7 protein-coding genes and 2 pseudogenes are annotated in these 17,321 nt (G+C 73.7%); 7 read left to right on the top strand and 2 right to left on the bottom strand.

Annotated elements, in window-relative coordinates; translation table 11 throughout:
• Window positions 1–269: pseudogene (locus ACMA1D_RS29945) on the bottom strand (hypothetical protein); the annotation flags it as partial.
• 776 nt (window positions 270–1,045) lie between these two features.
• Between ACMA1D_RS29945 and ACMA1D_RS29940 the strand changes: the two are divergent.
• Window positions 1,046–2,446: an MFS transporter gene (locus ACMA1D_RS29940; protein ID WP_414727127.1), complete on the top strand. Its 1,401-nt coding sequence runs from the start codon at window positions 1,046–1,048 to the stop codon at window positions 2,444–2,446.
• A gap of 167 nt (window positions 2,447–2,613) precedes the next feature.
• Here the strand turns inward: ACMA1D_RS29940 and ACMA1D_RS29935 are convergent, their stop codons facing one another.
• Window positions 2,614–2,997: a RidA family protein gene (locus ACMA1D_RS29935; protein WP_414727126.1), complete on the bottom strand. Its 384-nt coding sequence runs from the start codon at window positions 2,995–2,997 to the stop codon at window positions 2,614–2,616.
• Window positions 2,998–3,131: 134 nt separating this feature from the next.
• Between ACMA1D_RS29935 and ACMA1D_RS29930 the strand changes: the two genes are divergently transcribed.
• The 6 genes and pseudogenes from ACMA1D_RS29930 (at window position 3,132) to ACMA1D_RS29905 (ending at window position 17,258) form a co-directional block, all read left to right on the top strand.
• On the top strand, window positions 3,132–4,109 hold the full coding sequence (locus ACMA1D_RS29930) for a helix-turn-helix transcriptional regulator (RefSeq protein ID WP_414727125.1): 978 nt from the start codon (window positions 3,132–3,134) through the stop codon (window positions 4,107–4,109).
• A gap of 575 nt (window positions 4,110–4,684) precedes the next feature.
• Window positions 4,685–5,083: a GntR family transcriptional regulator gene (locus ACMA1D_RS29925; protein ID WP_414727124.1), complete on the top strand. Its 399-nt coding sequence runs from the start codon at window positions 4,685–4,687 to the stop codon at window positions 5,081–5,083.
• Between the two features lie 1,315 nt (window positions 5,084–6,398).
• Window positions 6,399–6,542: pseudogene (locus ACMA1D_RS29920) on the top strand (hypothetical protein); the annotation flags it as partial.
• Between the two features lie 648 nt (window positions 6,543–7,190).
• Complete coding sequence (locus tag ACMA1D_RS29915) at window positions 7,191–10,856, top strand: hypothetical protein (RefSeq protein WP_414727123.1); 3,666 nt, start codon at window positions 7,191–7,193, stop codon at window positions 10,854–10,856.
• 3 nt (window positions 10,857–10,859) lie between these two features.
• Window positions 10,860–15,143 (top strand): hypothetical protein, encoded by a 4,284-nt coding sequence (locus ACMA1D_RS29910; protein ID WP_414727122.1) that lies wholly within the window; start codon window positions 10,860–10,862, stop codon window positions 15,141–15,143.
• Window positions 15,144–16,043: 900 nt separating this feature from the next.
• Window positions 16,044–17,258: a S8 family peptidase gene (locus ACMA1D_RS29905; protein WP_414727121.1), complete on the top strand. Its 1,215-nt coding sequence runs from the start codon at window positions 16,044–16,046 to the stop codon at window positions 17,256–17,258.
• The last annotated feature ends 63 nt before the right edge of the window (window positions 17,259–17,321 follow it).

The raw sequence follows: 17,321 nt of genomic DNA, 5'->3' as shown, positions 1-17,321 counted from the left end.
GCCTCGTGGCTGCGGGCCGCGGCGGTGGGCGCGCCGCCGCGGCAGTCCGCGGCGTCCGCGGCCCGCGGCGCGCCGACACCGGCGGCGGCTGCCGCGCCCGGTGTGGTCGTCTGGGCCGCGGGGGCCGGTGCGCAGCGTTCCGCACCCGCCAGCGCGGTGCTGGGAGCCGCCGCGCTGCCGGTAACCGGAACGGTCGCGGCGAGCGCTGCCACCGATGCCGCTGCCAGCATCCGGCGCAGCGCCCGAGGACTCCCCGTCTTCCGCTTCATCCGCATCCTTGCTCTTCCCCTTTCGGCGGCGCGGGCGCCGCACGCATCGAACGCATTCCTCCACATGACCGCAGAGCCGAAGCCGACTCCCCGGACCCACCGGCCGACCAGGGCCGACCACCCCCGTCGACGCCGGTGGTCGACCGGCAGGGATCAGCTCATCGAGGCGTGGATTGTTCAGCAAGCCGCGACGGGCACACGGAACAAAAAATCGCCCGCGTACGGCCGTTGGCCTCGGCGAACGACGGAGACGACGGGGGCGGGAGCGGGGTGTTGGCGCAGCGTGCACGGATGTGGTCGGCGCCCGAGGCGGCTGGTTCGGCGGGTTGCCCGCCGGGCTGCGGCCCTGGTCCGACGGGTGGCGTACGGGGCCGGCCGGGCCGCGCCGCGCCGGCCTTCGGGCGCCGGGGCCCGGCCCGTACCACCGGTGTGAACTGCCGCCCGCGGCACGGCCGTCGTGCCGCCGGGCGCCCTTCCGCCCACAAATCGATCGACGCCGGGCGCCCCGGCTGACTAGGGTCGCCGGCTGTGACCCATGCCCATGCCCCTGTCATGCGGAACCTTCCACGAGGCGCCCACGCCCCGGCCCGGGGGAGGGCGAGTCGACCTGCCGGCGGGTGGGTGTGCGGCGGGCCGCGCCGTGCCCTGGCCCCGGCCGGCGTCCCCGCCCGGAGGCCGCGGTGACGGCCCGCGCCGCTCCCGCGCCCGCCGAGGCCCCCGCCGACGGTCTCTTCTCGCGCACCTACGCGGCGGCCACCGCCAGCTTCGCCGCTGTCATGTTCCTGACTGGTCTGGCGGCGCTGGCTGTCGTGCCCACCCTGCCGACCGCCGCCCGGGCCCTGGACGGGGTGTCCCTCTTCCCGCTGGTGGCCGGGTCGTTCGTGGCCGCGAGCCTGCTCGGCGGGGTGCTCGGCGGCCACTGGGCGGACCGGCACGGGGCGCGGCTGCCGCTGGCCGCGGGCATGGTGCTGGCCGTCCTCACCCTGGTGGTGTCGGCGGCCAGCACCAGCATCTGGCAACTGGCGGCCGGCCGCTTCCTGGACGGCGTGGCCGGCGGCATGGTCGCGGTGGCGATCAACACCGCCATCGGCCAGGCGTACCCCGAGCACCTGCGGCCCCGGGCGCTGGCCCTGATGAGTGCCTGCTGGGTGGTGCCCTCCCTGGTCGGGCCGCCGCTGGCCGGCCTGGTGGTCGACTGGTGGTCCTGGCGCGCGGTGTTCTACGGGCTCGCCGGCCTCACCCTGCTCCCCACCGTGGCCGTGCTCTTCGCCCTGCGCCGCCTTCCGGGCCATGCGCCGGTCGCGGAGCAACCGCCGGCGGCGATCCCGGAGGCCGGGACGGCTCAGGAGGCGGGGACGGCTCCGGCGACCGCCGCGGGGCCACCCCCGGGGCCCGTCGCGGAGCCAACCCCGGAGGCCGCCCCGGACCAGCCGCGCCCGGCGCTGCTGACCGCGATCGGGGTCAGCGTGGGCGCGGCGCTCGGCCAGTACGGCGTCTCCGGTTGGGACCTGCGCCACCTGCTGTTCACCGCGGGCGGGTTGGTCGCGCTGGTGCTGTGCGCGCCACGGCTGTTGCCGCCCGGTACCTGGCGCGCGGCCCGCGGCCTGCCGGCCACGGTGCTGCTGTGCGGCCTGGGGTCCGGCGTCTTCTTCACGCTGGAGGCCCTGGTTCCGCTGCTGTTGGTGACCGACAGGGACGCCCCGCCCCTGGTGATCGGGCTGGCCTTCACCGGCGCGGCCGTGGCCTGGGCCGCCGCCTCCTGGGTGCAGGGCAACCTGCTCCGCAGCACCGCGCGCCACCGGCTGGTGGTGGCCGGTGCCTGCGTCCAACTGGGTGCGGTGGGCGTCGCCGTCGTCGGCACGCTGCCCGAGGTGCCCGCGTACACCGCCGCCGCTGCCATGCCGCTCGCGGCCGTCGGCATGGGCCTGTACGCACCCTCGCTGACGGTGCTCTCGCTGGCCCACAGCCCCGCGGGGCGCCAGGGTTACGCCAGCAGCGCCATGCAGACCAACCAGAACCTGGGCCAGATCAGCGTCCTCGGCCTCGCCGCCGCCCTGCTGAACGCGGCACTGGCCCTGGGCGCGTCAGACCCGACCGGCTACGCCGCCGCCTTCGGCCTGCTGCTCGTCCCGACCGTGGTGGCGGCCCTGCTCGCCGTACGGGCGCGGCAGGTCTGAGCACCCCAGCCACCGGGGCGCCCGTACGGGTGGGGCGCGGGGCGTCCCGGGAGGGGAGAGCGGGGCGAGCGACCGGCCCGACCCATGCCAACCCGCCCCGGCCACCCCCGCCCCAACCCGCCGTGCCCAACCCGGCCCGCGCCAGCCGCCGCGCACCGCCCGCTACCTCATGCGACGGCGGTCCCCTCAAGCTCGACCAGTTGGCCGGGGACCGCCAGCCGCACCACCCCGAGCATCGTCGTGGCCGGCGCGGCGAGCCGCTCCGCCAGCACCCCGTAGTGCTGGAAGAGCACGTCCACGTCGGTCGTGTACACGGTGAGCCGGACCAGGTCGGCCAGCGACATGTCGGCCGCCTCCAACACGGCCACCACGTTGTCGATGCTCAAGGCCAACTGCGCTGCCATGTCGCCCTCGTGCTCGGGCCGACCCGCGTCGTTCATCGCGGTCTGCCCCGATACGTACAGCGTCCGGGTCTGTCCGGACACCAACTCACCCTGGTTGAACCCGAGCTCCTTCGACCACGTCACCGGGTTGATCGCCGTGCGTTCCATCGTCACGTCCATTCGCTCTGTTCCTCGCGGGCACAAGCGCCCGTCGGGCCGGAAACCACCGGTCCGACGTCGTGTCCACGAGCCTGCCAACCCATCACGACACCCTCTGTCATGTATTCCCCTACAGTTCTCACATGCGTGCTGACCGGCTGGTTTCCCTGGTGCTCCTGCTGCGTCAGCGCGGCCGGCTGACCGCGGACACGCTGGCCCGCGAGCTTGAGGTGTCCACGCGCACCGTGCTGCGCGACATCGAGGCGCTGTCCGCGGCCGGCGTCCCGGTCTACGCCGAGCGGGGCCGCAACGGTGGTTTCGCCCTGCTGCCCGGGTTCAGGACCGAGCTGACCGGGCTCAGCCGCGATGAGGCGCTCGCCCTGTTGACCGCCGGCTTCGGGCGCGGCGAGCAGGTCTTCGGCCTCGGCCCGGCCCTCGCGTCCGCCGTGCGCAAGGTGGTCGACGCACTGCCCGAGACGCACCAGTCCTCCGCGGGAGAGGTGGCCGAGCGGTTCCTCGTCGAACCGGAGACCGATCTGTTGGCCCGCCGGCAGCACACCGAGCAGGCCCCGCCGGCCGCGCTGACCGAGGTGCGGCGCGCCGTACTGACCGGCCACAAGCTACGCATCCACTACGCGGCCACGGACCAGCCACCGCGGTGGCGCACGGTCGACCCGATCGGTCTGGTGACCGTCCGAGACCGGGGCTACCTGCTGGCCGCGCGGGACGGCGAGGACCGCACGTACCGGCTTTCGCGCATCCGGGCGGCCGAGGGGCTGCCCGAGCCGGCCGAGCGGCTGGACCGGGTGGACCTGGACCGCATCTGGCGGGAGCGCTCCGTACGGTTCCGGTCCGGCGGCGACCCGTTCACCGTGTCGCTGCGGGTGCGGCCCGCGCGGCAGGACGAGTTGCTCGACACCGTGCTGTCCGCCCACGCGGCAGGGGCCGGCGCGGACGGTTGGCTGCGGCTTGAGGTGACCTTTCAGGACCTCCGCCACGCGCTGTGGGCGCTGTGGCAGCTCGGTACGGACGCGGAAGCCCTCGCCCCGCAGTCGCTGCGCGCTGCTCTCCGCGACCGCGCCGCAGCGCTCGCCCGTCGGTACGCGGACTCCGTGGACTGAGGGCCGCGCGGGGGCCGGGCTGGCCGTTTCCGGTCCGGTCGGCCGTGGCCGGGCTGTGGGGCGGCTGTCCTGGCGGGCTCTGGTGGTTCGGCGGCGGTTCCGGTGGGGCGCCCGGTGGGCGACTCCCGTCCCGCGGTCCGTCGCCGTGCATCCCACCGTTCGTCGCCGTGCGGACGACCGGGGCCCCACCCGGCCCAGGTGGGTGGGGTCGGGCCGAGTGGGTGCCCCTGGCCACGTCACGTCTGCGGGCGACGCGGCCAGGGTGTTCCCCCCGTGGTCCGGGGGGGGGCCGGGCCCGGCCCCGAAACGGCAGTCCGAGGATTCGTTGGCGACGTACCCGGAGCTCCGTTCGCCACCACGATCCCCTGCCGACCGGCGCCTCGTCATCAGCAATGAGTGCACCGATCATTGGCATTGCGTGCAGGCCCGGGGTGGCTGCCGGGGCGCGGCGCGGTGGGCGGCCGGCCCGGCGCGGCACCGCGATACGGTGCTGCGCGATGGTCGGGCGGCGCAAGGCCGCAGCAGGCCGGGAGGCGGGGCAGACAGCCTCGCGGGCCGCGGGTTAGGTTTTCGCCATGGAGCGGATGCGAAGGCTGTTGCGGACCGACGACGTGGTGGCGAAGGTGCGTCAGGACATCGCCGACGGGGTCTACCAGCCGGGTGACGAACTGCCGAAGCCGGCGCGGCTCGCGGCCGAACTCGGCGTGCTCGACCGCGCGGTGGAGTCGGCCTACCGCCAGCTCACCGAAGTCGGTGCGGTGGTGGCGAACCTGAGCACGGGCGGCATGGTGGTGGCCGACCCGACGTTGGACCCCACGGTGCGCGACCTGTTGCGGGCCGTCGCCGCGATGCAGCAGCAACTCGACCGGCTCGAACGGCGGGTGGAGGAGTTGAACGACCGGGTGGACACCGTGAGCCACAGCGTTCGCGAAGCCCGCATCGAAGCGGACCGTAGAGTCGACCGCCGGTACTGAAGCGACCGCCGGAGCTGATCGCAACGGCCGTCGGAACTGACCGCGCGCCGGCCGGGGACGGCGGTTGGTGGGACCGTGCCGCTGCGGAGGTCAGTGGTGGGCGGGTTGGGTTGGTGGTCCACGGTCCGTGGGGGAGTGGCGCCGGGCCCGCTGGCTGGGGCATGTCCTCCGACCGATCCTTGTCCCCTCCAACCATCGACCCCACCTCACCCAACCTGCACCCCACCGCCGTTCCATCCAACCCAGCCCCACCCCCACATCTCATCCCACTCAACCCCACTCCTCAGCCTCACCCACCCCTTACCGCATCGCCCCCCACCCCCTCCCCGCGGAGCCCGTAAGCCATCCGGCGTCATCCGTCATCCCTTGGTCGCCGTGTCGTAGACCAAGGGATGACGCCGTGCGACACCCCCGCTTCCGAGACTGGGGCGGGGCCGCGATCACCGGTGCGGCCGATGGCGGAAGCGAAGTGTGGGAGGCGCGGTGCGCAACGAGGAGATCAGCCGGGCTCGGTTCTTGGCCCTGACGGCGGCCGGCGGGGCGCTCGCCGGCGGGGCGCTGTTGGGCGCGGGACCGGCCGCGGCCCAGCCGGTCGGGGCCGCAAGGCCGGCGGGCCCACCGGCGGTTCCCGCGGATGGGCGGCGCGGGCTGACCCACCGCGGGGTGTGTTACGAGGTGGGCGAGTCGCCGCTGGAGGTGGGGTGGACCCGGGAGCGGATGCGCCGTGACCTGCGCGCCATCGACGAGGACCTGCACGCCACTTCCGTCTCGGTGTGGGGGGACGGTGTGGACGACCTCGCCGCCACCGCGGCCGAGGCGGCCGAGCGCGGCCTGCACGTGTGGTTGCAGCCGCGCCTCGGGGACTGCCCCGAGCGCGACATCCTGGACCACCTCGCGGAGACCGGCCGCCGCGCCGAGGAACTGCGCCGCGGCGGGGCCAGCGTCCACCTCAGCATCGGGTGCGAGTTCGTCCTGTACGTGCCGGGCATCGTGCCGGGTGACAACGCGTTGGAGCGGATCAAGAACGTACTGGCCGGCAACTTCGACCCGGAGCTGATGGCGCAGCGGCTGAACTCCTTCATCGCCAGGGCCGCAGCGGTGGGCCGCTCCGTCTTCCGCGGCGCATTGACGTACGGCGCGGCGTTCGACGAGGAGGTCGACTGGCGGCTCTTCGACATCGTCAGCGTCAACTACTACGAGTACCACCGCGACCGCGCCGAATACGTCCGCGAACTGAGCGCCTTCCAACGCTGGGGCAAGCCCGTCGCGATCACCGAGTGCGGCTCCTGCACCTTCCTCGGCGCTCCCGAGCAGGGCGGCATGGGATGGACGGTGGTGGACTACGACGCCAAGCCGCCCCGGATCAAAGACGGATACGTACGCAGCGAACGCACCCAGGCGGCCTACCTCAGTGAGGTGTTCGACGTCTTCGAGTCGATGGACCTGTACGCCGCGCTGATCTACAGCTTCGCCAGCCCGGAGATGCCGCACGTCGCCGAGCGCGAGTACGACCTGGACATGGCGAGTTACAGCATCGTCAAGACCATCATGCACCGCCCGGACGACCCGCATTCCGACTGGCACTGGGAGCCGAAGGCCGCCTACCACGCCATGTCCCGACACTTCGCACGGGCCGGCCGCTCCTGCTGACCCCGCCCGCCCCCACTGTCCCTCCCATCCCTACTGCCCTCGCCCGTCCCTTGGGGCCGGGCCGGCCTTCTGGGGCAGGACCGCGTCCCCTGGGCCGGTCCCGCCCCTGAGGTCGCTCCCGGCTTCCTTGATGTCGGGCTGATCAATCGTCAACACCCTTGCCCGGGCCGCCTGTTGGTGGCCCGGGCGCAGTGTTTTGCGTGACGGTACGAGTACGGGGCCGGGTCAGGCGAATCGCGAGTGGCCGCGGCGGCGCTCCGTGCATGATGCAGCCGGTTGCGCGGGAGCGCGGCGGGCTCCCCCGTCACCCGTTTGGCCACTACGCGCTCCGCGCCGTGCGCGGTAGATAAGCGGTAGCTAAAGCGTGCGCCCGCCCCCTGGTGGCTGGATTCTCGGGCGGGTGGCCCGATCCCGTACCGCCTCCACACATCCCCCAGCGCACGGCCCGAGGGGCATCATGACCACACCACCACCACTCCGCGTCCTCCGCGGTACCGACCTCCTCGACCTCACCTTCGGCTCCGTCGGCCTGGCCATCGAGAACCGGCTCGGGCGCCGGTTCCTGGTCCGCGCCGACGGGGCCACCGACGGCCTGCTGGTCGTCACCTTCGGCCCCCAGCACGTACTGGAAGAGGTCTTCCAGGAAGAGAGCCCCACCCCACCGGCGAGCGCCCCCGTCGGCTCGCTGATCAGCGGGCGCAGCGCGCTCGTCTTCGAAGTGGGCCCGGACGAGTCCGTCGAGTACACCGAGGCGGGGCTGCTCGGCGCGATGCGGACGCTGCCGCTGCGCGTCGTCGACGCCGCCCGCGAACCACAGACCCGTACCACCGTCCGCTTCACCGACCCCGGCGGCCCCGGAGCGCGCCCCGCGGGCCCCGCCGCCCGGGCCACCGCGCTGGTGCGGCTGCTGCGCACCACCGCCGAACTCAGCGCACGCTACGGCACCGCCACCACCCTGGCGGCGGCGCGCGCGGCCGGCGCCGACATCGAAACGCTCGCCGAGCCGCCCGCAGCGGGCGCACCGGCCGCCGTCCGGCGCACCCCGCAGGACCCGCTCGCCGACCCCGCCCACCCCTACACCGGCATCGAACTCCCCTACCGGCTGCTGCTCTCGCCCTCGCAGCGGGCGCACTGGATCCACCGCGGCACCATCGACCCGGCGCCGGGGGAGCGGGTCGAACTGTGGCACACCCGGTTCGTCACCCAGCAGCCCGCCGACCGCACCGTACGTGCCGTGTGGAACCGCGACCGGGGCCCCGACCCCGGCGCCCCCGAGACCTTCCCGTCCACCCTCAGTGGCCGGAACCGCACCTCCCTCGTCGACCTGACCGCGACCGACGGTCTGACCACCCCCGAGGGGCAGCCGTACGTCCCGCGCCCGGTGAGCGTCGAGAACCTCATGCTGTCCGCCGTCGGCGGCTGGCTGGACAGCCTCGGCCAGTGGCCCGAACGGCCCCAGGGCGTCACCCTCTCCGAATGGCGGCACCGCGCCACGCTCGGCCGTGACCACTACGTGCGGCTGATGTTCTCCGGCTTCCTGTGCCCCTTCGGCCACCGCGCCGACCTGATCCAGATCACCGAGCGCAAGTTCACCGACGCCCGCGCCGCCTACCTCTTCCAGCGCCGCTTCATCGTGGTGCGCGAACCGCTGCGCAGCTACGACCCCGGGCGCGAGTTGCCCATCGGCGACCCGGAGCGCGGCCCGCTGGCCAACGTGCAGTTCCCCTTCACCTCCGTACGCATCGACACCCTGGTCACCCCCAACCTCACCAACGACCTGCCCACCCCCGACTCCTGCGACTTCTTCCCGACCACGCGCGCCGAGAGCCCCTTCCGCTTCAAGATCACCGCGGTGGACCACCAGGGGCGCACCGTCGAGTTCCGCACCCCGCTCCGCTTCCTCACCGAGGACCGCAGCGCCGGCGACCGGCTCGCCGCCATCGTCGACGCCTACAACGCGCTGGGCCCCCTCCCGCTGACCGCGGCCGACGCCGCGGCCAAACCAGCCCCCGAGACCCGGGCCGACCTGCTGGGCCAGGCCGTCGCCCTGGCCCCGGGCAGCGAACCGGACGACACCAGCCTGGACGTGGCGCACCTGGTCTGGGGCGTGGCGGCGCCGCGCGGCCTGGCCAGCCCCTCGCTGCGGCAGGCACAGTTCCTGCCGCAGGTGCGCTGGGCGGCCGTCACCGTCCCGGCCGTCAGCCAGCTCAGCGGTAACGACCGCACCGTGCCGGTCACGTACGCCCAGCGGTACGTCCAATCCGGGTTCCGCCAGGTCGACTCGGGCCTGCGCAAGGCCAACCGCGGCGAGGTCTTCCTCAACGTGCTCCCGGTGCTCGGCACCAACACGCCGCTGACCATGGACTTCTCCGGGCAGAGCGACCGCTCGGGCGGGCTGAGCGCGCCCAGCTTCGAGATCGCGGGGCTCTCCCGCAAGACGGGGCCGGTCTCCGGGGTCGCGGCCGGCGGGGCCGACGCGCTGGAGTCGATCGCCGACGGCTCCTTCAAACCGGCCGACTTCTTCCACGTCTCCGACGTCATCGGCGCGCTCGGCGCCAACCTGCTCGGCATCCTGCCGTTGGCCGACCTCATCAAAGAGGCCGGGCTCGACCAGCCGCTGAAGGTGCCGAACTTCTTCACCGAGACCATCAACGCCGTCACCGGCTTCCTCTCCGAACTCCGCCGCATCCGCGACCTCATCCAGAACGAGGCCGAGCGCTACCCGGCCGCCGGCCGACGCGTGGTGGAGACCGCCGAAGCCCTCGTCAAGATCATCGGCGATTACCTGGCCCAGTCCCTCGCCGGCCAGCCGGGCCCCATCGAACTGACCGACGTCGACGCCGCGTTCAACGCCTTCGACGCGGCCCTGACCGACCTGCTCAACACCCTGCCGCCGGGCGCCGACCCGGGGGTGCGCGCCCTCCTGGAGCGTGTCCGGCAGACCGTCGCGACCTGGACCAACGGCGCCGGCCAGGTCATCTCGCTGCGCGACGCCCTCCAGAAGGCCGCCCAGGGCGCCAAGCTCCCCGAGACCGTCAACGCCCGCCTGGAGTGGAACCCCGAGATCAAGGCGTTCCCCGCGGGCAACCCGGTCTTCGAACCGCACCAGGACGAGCAGGGCCGCACCATCGGCCGCTTCTCCCTCGTCGTCGACCTGCGCGGCTCGCTCCGCTCCGACCTGACCGCGGGCGCCGACGTCACGTGCAGCCTGGAAGAGTTCGACCTCGTCCTGATCCCCGACTTCAACGCCATGCGGCTGAACTTCGAGCGCATCCGCTTCACCGCGCGCGCCGGCAAGAAGCTCGACGTGGACGTCGCCTTCCGCCGGGTGGAGTTCATCGGGCCGCTGTCCTTCGTGGAGACGCTGCGCCAGCTCATCCCCATCGACGGCTTCAGCGACCCACCCGGCATCCAGGTCACCAGCAGCGGCATCGTCGCCTCGTACGCGCTGCCGCTGCCCAACCTCGCCGTCGGCGTGTTCAGCCTGGAGAACCTGCGCCTTGGCGCGTACCTGAACCTGCCCTTCATCGGGAAGTCGCTGGAGGTCGGGTTCTCCTTCTGCACCCGGCAGGCGCCCTTTAGGCTCACCGTCTCCATGCTCGGCGGCGGGGGCTTCTTCGGCATCGTCCTCACCCCCAAGCGGGTGGCCGTCCTGGAAGCGGCACTGGAGTTCGGCGCCGCCGTCTCGATGAACTTCGGCGTCGCCAGCGGCAGCCTCTCGGTGATGGCCGGCATCTACTTCCGGCTGGAACTCGACACCGGTGAGGCCCGGCTCAGCGGCTACTTCAGGGCCCGCGGCGAAGTCGACGTCCTCGGCATCGTCTCGGCCTCCATCGAGCTCTACCTCGAACTCACCTGGCGCCCGGGACAGGTCTCGGGACGCGCCAAGATCACCATCAGCATCCACATCGGCTTCTGGTCCCAGTCGGTCACCATCGAGTGCGAGAAGACCTTCGTGGGCGGCGGCGCGCCCCCGCCCCCACTGGCCCCGCTGGCGGCGGCCGTCGAGCCCGTACGGCCCCCCACCTTCGCCGAAATGATGAGCCCCTACCCCGATCCGGTCACCGGGGCCGAGCGCAACCCCGTCGACGAGTACTGCACCGCCTTCGCGGAAGTGAGCTGACCCATGCCCGAGTCGATCCGCTGGACCGTCCTGCCCGACGGGCTCACCTCCGACGCCAAACTCCGGCTGACCGTGCTGGTCAGCCCCCGCCTGACCGGGGGCACCACACTCGGTGCCTTCGACCACTTCATCGACTGGCCCCGCACCCTCGCCGGCTACGCGGCGGCGCTCCAGGTGCAGTTCAGGGCCGCCCCCGGCGGCACCGGCGCGACCGTCCCCACCGCGCCCCAGCCCGACCGCTACCCGCCGCCCGACAGCACCCTGTGGGGCCAGCTCTTCCCGACCAGCACCAAGGTGCACGGCCCCACCTTCGTCGGCAACGCGGCCGGCGCCGAACCCCTCACCCTGCGCTCCTACCCGAGCCGGGCGGTGCACCAGCAGGTCACCACGTTGTACGAACGGGCCGTGACGGCGACCGCGGCCCGCCGCGCCTTCCCCGACCCCGGCGGCGGCGAGGGCGCGCACGCGGGAACGCAGGACCACCGCAGCGCCGACGCCCCGCCCGCACAGCCGCGCAACGGCAACGGCACGCCACCGCCACCACCCCCACCGAGCTGGGACCACCCGCAGGAACACGACCTGACCGACCCGCTCACCGAGCAGATCCGAAAGCTCGCCCGCTCCGTCGCCGCCAGCTATCCGAAGCTGGACCACCTCATCGGCCGCGACCCGTCCGGCGGCGTGGGCCTGACCTCGGCGGACAACCCGTTCCGACCGCTCTACATCGACCGCTCGCACCCCGACTACGAGCCCTTCGAGAAGGAATTCGGCTTCGCCGAGGCGTACCGGTTCTACGACCGGCGCCCCGCCGCGCCGAGCCCGGGCGCCGCCGCCGACCCGCCGCCCCCGCCGGTGACGGAGCCCGACTTCGACTTCCACTCGGCCTGCGCACTCCTCGCCGACTACCCCGAACTCCTGCGCCGCTTCGGCCTCGCCCTCGACCTGCTGGTCACCCCGCCCGCCGAACTCGCCGACCAGTGGCAGGCCCGCGTCACCTTCGCCCCGCCGCACGACGGCCTCAACGCGGACGAGGGCCTGCGCCCGTGGACCCGGCTGCGGTACGTGCCGGGGCAGCGCTTCGAGGCGTACGCGGCCGACGCCGGCCCGTACGGGCACCGCATGCTGGGCCTCGGGGACGGCCGGGTGCACGTCACCGACCTGGACGTGGACGGCGCGGCGATGAAGTTCGTCGAGTTCTCCCGCATCTTCGACCAACTGGTGGACGCCCCACCGGACCGGGACAGCGCCGTCGCCCCCGACTCCACGGCCCCGCCCGCGCTGCACGGCGCCGGCATCACCGTCCTGCTCGAAGGCCGCGACGCGGACCTCGCCGACCAGCTGGAGGCCGACGCCCGACACGCCGCCGGCGTCGACACCGTCGGCGCCGCCACCCCCGCCGCCGTCCTCGACGCCGCCCACCTGGTCCGCGGCTACCGGGTGGACGTCGGCCTGGTCAACGACGCCACCGGGCAGGTCAGCCGCTGGTTCCCGCTCTGCGCCCGCACCGGCAGCTACGCCATCCGACGCCCCGGCAGCCCACCGGTCGCCATCACGGCCCGGCCGGACGAGGGGCACGTCAAGGCCAGCACCCTCACCCAGGACCAGGTCAACCAACGGCACCACTACGTGCACCAGGCGCTCTTCGGCTGGCACGGCTGGAGCCTGGCCGCCCCGCCGCCCGGCCGCACCATCGGCGTGGACGACCGGCCACAGATCCCCAAGCCGCAGCTCTCCGCCGACTTCCCGCTCGACACCACCTTCCGCCCCCAGCGCGGCACCCTGCCCGCACTGCGCTACGGACGCACCTACCGGCTGCGCGCCAGACTGGTCGACCTGGCAGGCAACGGCCTCACCATCGACGCCAGCACCGCCGACGCCACCGCGACCGAGCCACTGACCTACGGCCGGTGGGAGCCGGTGCCGCCGCCCGCGCTCGTGCCCCGCTGGCCCTTCCTCGAAGGCGAGTCGGAACCACGCCTGGTCATCCGCAGCACCGTCACCGACGACGGCACCCCGCTCCCCGCCGACCAGTGGGCGGTACGGCGCAACGCGGAGGTGCCCGACCACGAGGAACACACCCCCGTCGACCAACTCGACCGCCGCTACCGGGCCTTCGACGAACGACACGTCAGCCCGCCCAAGACACCGCTCCAGATGGCCGAGCAACACGGCGCGTACGACGCCGCGTTCGGGCCGGCCAGGCCGCCCGCACAGCGCCGGCAGTTCTTCGCATCCGGCTCCCGCGAGGCCGGCAGCTACCTGGACACCAAGGTCAGCCTCCCCGAGGACCCCAACCGGGTGATCGACCTCAAGGCACTGCGCGCCATCCACGTCGCCAAACACAGCCCGCACGACCCGCAACCGCTGACCACCCTGCCGGTGGCGCGCGGCGCCGGCCTGGCACCGGGCGAGTACGTCGTCCACGACGCGGCCCAACTCCTGCTGCCCTACCTGCCCGACGTGCTGGCCCGCGGCGTCTCCTTCCGCGGCCTGCCCGGCGGCGAACTCAACGAGACGTACACCTTCCCCGGGCCGTGGCCACAGGCCAAGCCGTTCCGGCTGAAGATCGAGGAGGGCAGCGGCCCGCCGCGCTGGCGCGACCTCATCGAGCGCGAACTGACCGTCTTCCTGCCCAAGGCCGAGGTCGCCACGGTACGGATGAGCTGCCGGCTGCGCCGCGAGGACCTCACCACCTTCCACAACTGGCGGCTGCTCATCGGCTCCGACCTGTGGAACGACCCCACCAGCGGACTGCCGGAGGAGAAGAAGGAGGAGCTGACGGCAGCCGCCGCCGACGGCGAGAACTGGCTGATCACCCCCTGGGTCGAACTGACCCTGGTGCACGCCGTCGAAAAGCCGCTGGAGCGCCCGGTCATCGGCGACCTGACCTTCGCCCGGGTGGCCGAGGAGACCTCGGCCGGGCTGATCGGCAGGGTCCGTTGCCACGCCAAGAGCACCGGCCGCATCGACGTGGAGGCCAGTTGGCAGGAGTGGAACGACGACGTGAGCCAGCCGGCCCCGGAGCGCATCACCGGCTACGCCCACGTCGGCGACGTGACCGTCAGCGCCGCCCGCGACACGCCGTCGCTGGCCGGCGTACGCCACGAGTTCCGCGACACCCGGCACCGCAACGTCACCTACACGCCGCTCGCCACCACCCGCTTCCGCGAGTACTTCCACCCGGCCATCACCAGCCGGCCCGAGCTGATCACCCGGCGCGGCCCGGACAACCCGAGCCCGACGGGCCAGGGCTGGTCGGTGCCGAGCAGCCGCCGGCCCGAACCGCCCGAGCCCAGCCACATCGTGCCCACCTTCACCTGGGAGCGCACCGTGGACCACGCCGCGCACCGGGTCACCCGCACCCGGCACCGGGCGGGGGTGCGGGTGTACGTCAAGCGCCCCTGGTACGTGTCGGGCGACGACGAACTGCTGGCCGTGGTGCTCGACCCGGGCAACGCCACCGCGCCCGCGCTCCCCGACCACCTCGTCACCCGCTACGGGCTCGACCCGGTGTGGTCCGAGGCGACCGCGCTGCCCCGGCTGACCCCGGCCAACTTCCCGAACGCGCGGGCCACCGCCGTGGACCGGGTGCTGGCCGAGCAGGTGGAGGGCCAGCCGGCGGTGGTGTCGGTGGCCGCCTTCGCGCCGGAGTACGACGCCCAGCAGCGGCTGTGGTACTTCGACGTGGACGTCACGCTCGGGGCCGCAGCGGAAGCCCGGGCCTACTTCCCGTACCTGCGGCTGGCCCTCGCGCGCTACCAGCCGCACTCCGTGGATCCGCTGCACCTGTCGAAGGTGACCGAGGCGGAGTTCACCCAGTTGGTGCCGGAGCGCACGGCGACCGCGACGATGGCCGCGGGCAACAAGATCCAACTGGCGTTGGACGGGCCGGTCGCCGCCAACGCGCTCGGTGAGCGGGCCGGGGCCGGGCTGCCCGCGGTGGCCGCCAGCCGCCGGGTGCGGGCCACCTTCCAGCGGCGGTCGGCGCTCGCCGGCGAACTCGACTGGGTGGACGTGGGCCCGCCGGTGGAACTGGGCTGCGTCGCCCGGGACGGCGGCGGCTTCGGCTGGACGGGCCTGCTCACCCCGCCGACCGCCCAGTTGGTGCCGCCGCTGGTCTACCGGCTGCGGATCGAGGAGCACGAGCGGTACCTGACGGACCGGACGACGGCGACCGACACGGTCACCATCGGCGGCGCGGCGCTCCCGGTCGGACAACGGCTGATCCACGCCGACCACTTCGCGCTGGCCGTCTCGCTGCTGGGGAAGGTCGTACTCCAGGAGTAGGCGGGGGCCCGCCGCCGGGCGGGGCCCGATCGGGCCGGAGAACCGGGGGTGTCCGTGGGCGGGGCCCGGTGGGGCTGGTGTCCGTGGGCCGGCATCCGTAGGCCGGCGTTCGTGGGTGGGCCTCGGCGGCAGGCGTACGCGGTGCGTCCGCGGGCGGGCGGGTCCGAGCGGCAGGGGCCCGCCCGCAGCCGTGCGCCGCGCCACCCCGGCGGCGGACCCACCGGGCGGACCGACCGGCACCGGCACCGACGGCGCGACCGGTGCCCGAGCGGCTGCCGCGACGCCGGCGGGGGACGCGCAGCGACACCGCTCGTACGCCCGGAGCACGACCGGCCGCGAGCGCGTCGGCCGAGCCGAAGTGTTAATCCTTTGTTGCGGCAACCGGCGCACAACTGGCCTTGCGGAGTGGTCCCGTTCACTTCCGCGCGCCCCGTTGTGAAACACCCGCCTGCCCACGGGCGGCGCTGTGACCACGACAGTTCGTACGGGAGGCGCAGGTCCGCGCCCCTGTCCGACCCCTGTCGGGGCGGCTGGGGTCACCCCAGGGGGTCGTGCGGACGTGCATCTCTGTGGAAAACGGTCCCGCGGTGCGCCCTTGTGTCATGTACGCGGTGTGCGCCAAGGTTCAGCCACGGCAGCCCGCCACCCCCACCGCACCGACTGCCCGTTCAGTGCCCGACCCCCACAGTCCGGCGGCTGCCGCGTGACGCCGCGACCCAGGCCAGGGCCCCTCCCATGCCCTCGCCCAGCCGCAGCGGCACGGCCCCGGGGACGACCGGCGCACCGCGCCACCGACCGGCCCCCACCGCCGGACCCCGGGCCCTGGGAGAACCGCGCACGCACACCCTGCACCCCCCGCGCGCGTACCGCAGCGCGCCACGATGAGGAGGAACCCTCACCATGGCAATACCGATGCGCACGTCCCGACTGGCCACGGCGATCACCGCGGTGGCCGCGGTCACCGCCCTCGGCGCCATCTCCGCGCTCCCCGCCGAGGCGCAGGCCAGGGCGGCCGAAGGCCGGATCGTCGACGCGGGCCAGCCCGGCGCCGTCAAGGGCAGCTACATCATCACCCTCGACAAGGCCGCCGGCTTCACGTCCACGTCCGCCGAGGGCAAGAGCCTGATCGCCGAGTACGGCGGCACCGTGAGACACACCTACACGGCCGCGCTCAACGGCTACTCGGCCCAGCTCAGCGAGCGCGCCGCCAAGCGCCTCGCCGCCGACCCGGCGGTCGACCAGGTCATCCAGGACACCGAGGTGCACGCGACGGCCACCCAGAGCAACCCGCCGTCCTGGGGCCTGGACCGGATCGACCAGGCGAACCTGCCGCTGGACCAGAAGTACACCTACCCCGACAACGCGGGCAGCGGCGCCACGGTCTACGTCATCGACACCGGCGTGCGCATCAGCCACCAGGACTTCGGCGGGCGCGCCGTGAACGGGTACGACGCGGTGGACAACGACAACGTCGCCCAGGACGGCAACGGCCACGGCACGCACGTCGCCTCCACCTCGGCCGGCACCTCCTACGGCGTCGCCAAGAAGGCCAAGATCGTGGCCGTGCGGGTGCTCAACGACCAGGGCTCGGGCACCACCGCCGGCGTCGTCGCCGGCATCGACTGGGTCACCAAGAACCACAGCGGCCCCTCGGCGGCGAACATGTCGCTCGGCGGCGGCGCCAGCACCGCCCTGGACACGGCCGTCCGCAACTCCATCCGCGCCGGCGTCACCTACGCCGTCGCGGCGGGCAACGACGGCCGGGACGCCCGCAACACCTCGCCGGCCCGGGTGGGCGAGGCCATCACCGTCGGCGCGACCACCAGGACCGACTCCCGGTCCAGCTTCTCCAACTACGGTTCCATCCTCGACCTGTTCGCCCCGGGCTCCGACATCACCGGCGCCTGGCGCACCAGCGACACCGCCACCAACACCATCTCCGGCACCTCGATGGCCACCCCGCACGTCGCCGGCGCGGCAGCCGTCTACCTCGCCAGCCACCCCGACGCCACCCCGGCCCAGGTCTCCACGGCCCTGGTCAACGGCGCCACCTCGGGCAAGGTGACCGGCCCCGGTAGCGGCTCGCCGAACAAGCTGCTGCGCGTCGTCCCGTAACGACCGACCGCCCCGGTACCTGACGCCGGGCGCACCACCCGTGCCCCACCGGGTGCGGGCGAG

Origin of the sequence: Streptomyces sp. 796.1 (genome assembly GCF_047525675.1) — a bacterium.
Taxonomy (GTDB): domain Bacteria; phylum Actinomycetota; class Actinomycetes; order Streptomycetales; family Streptomycetaceae; genus Streptomyces.
The sequence above is the reverse complement of the archived record's forward strand: the minus strand, read 5'-3'. Positions and strand labels throughout refer to the sequence as shown.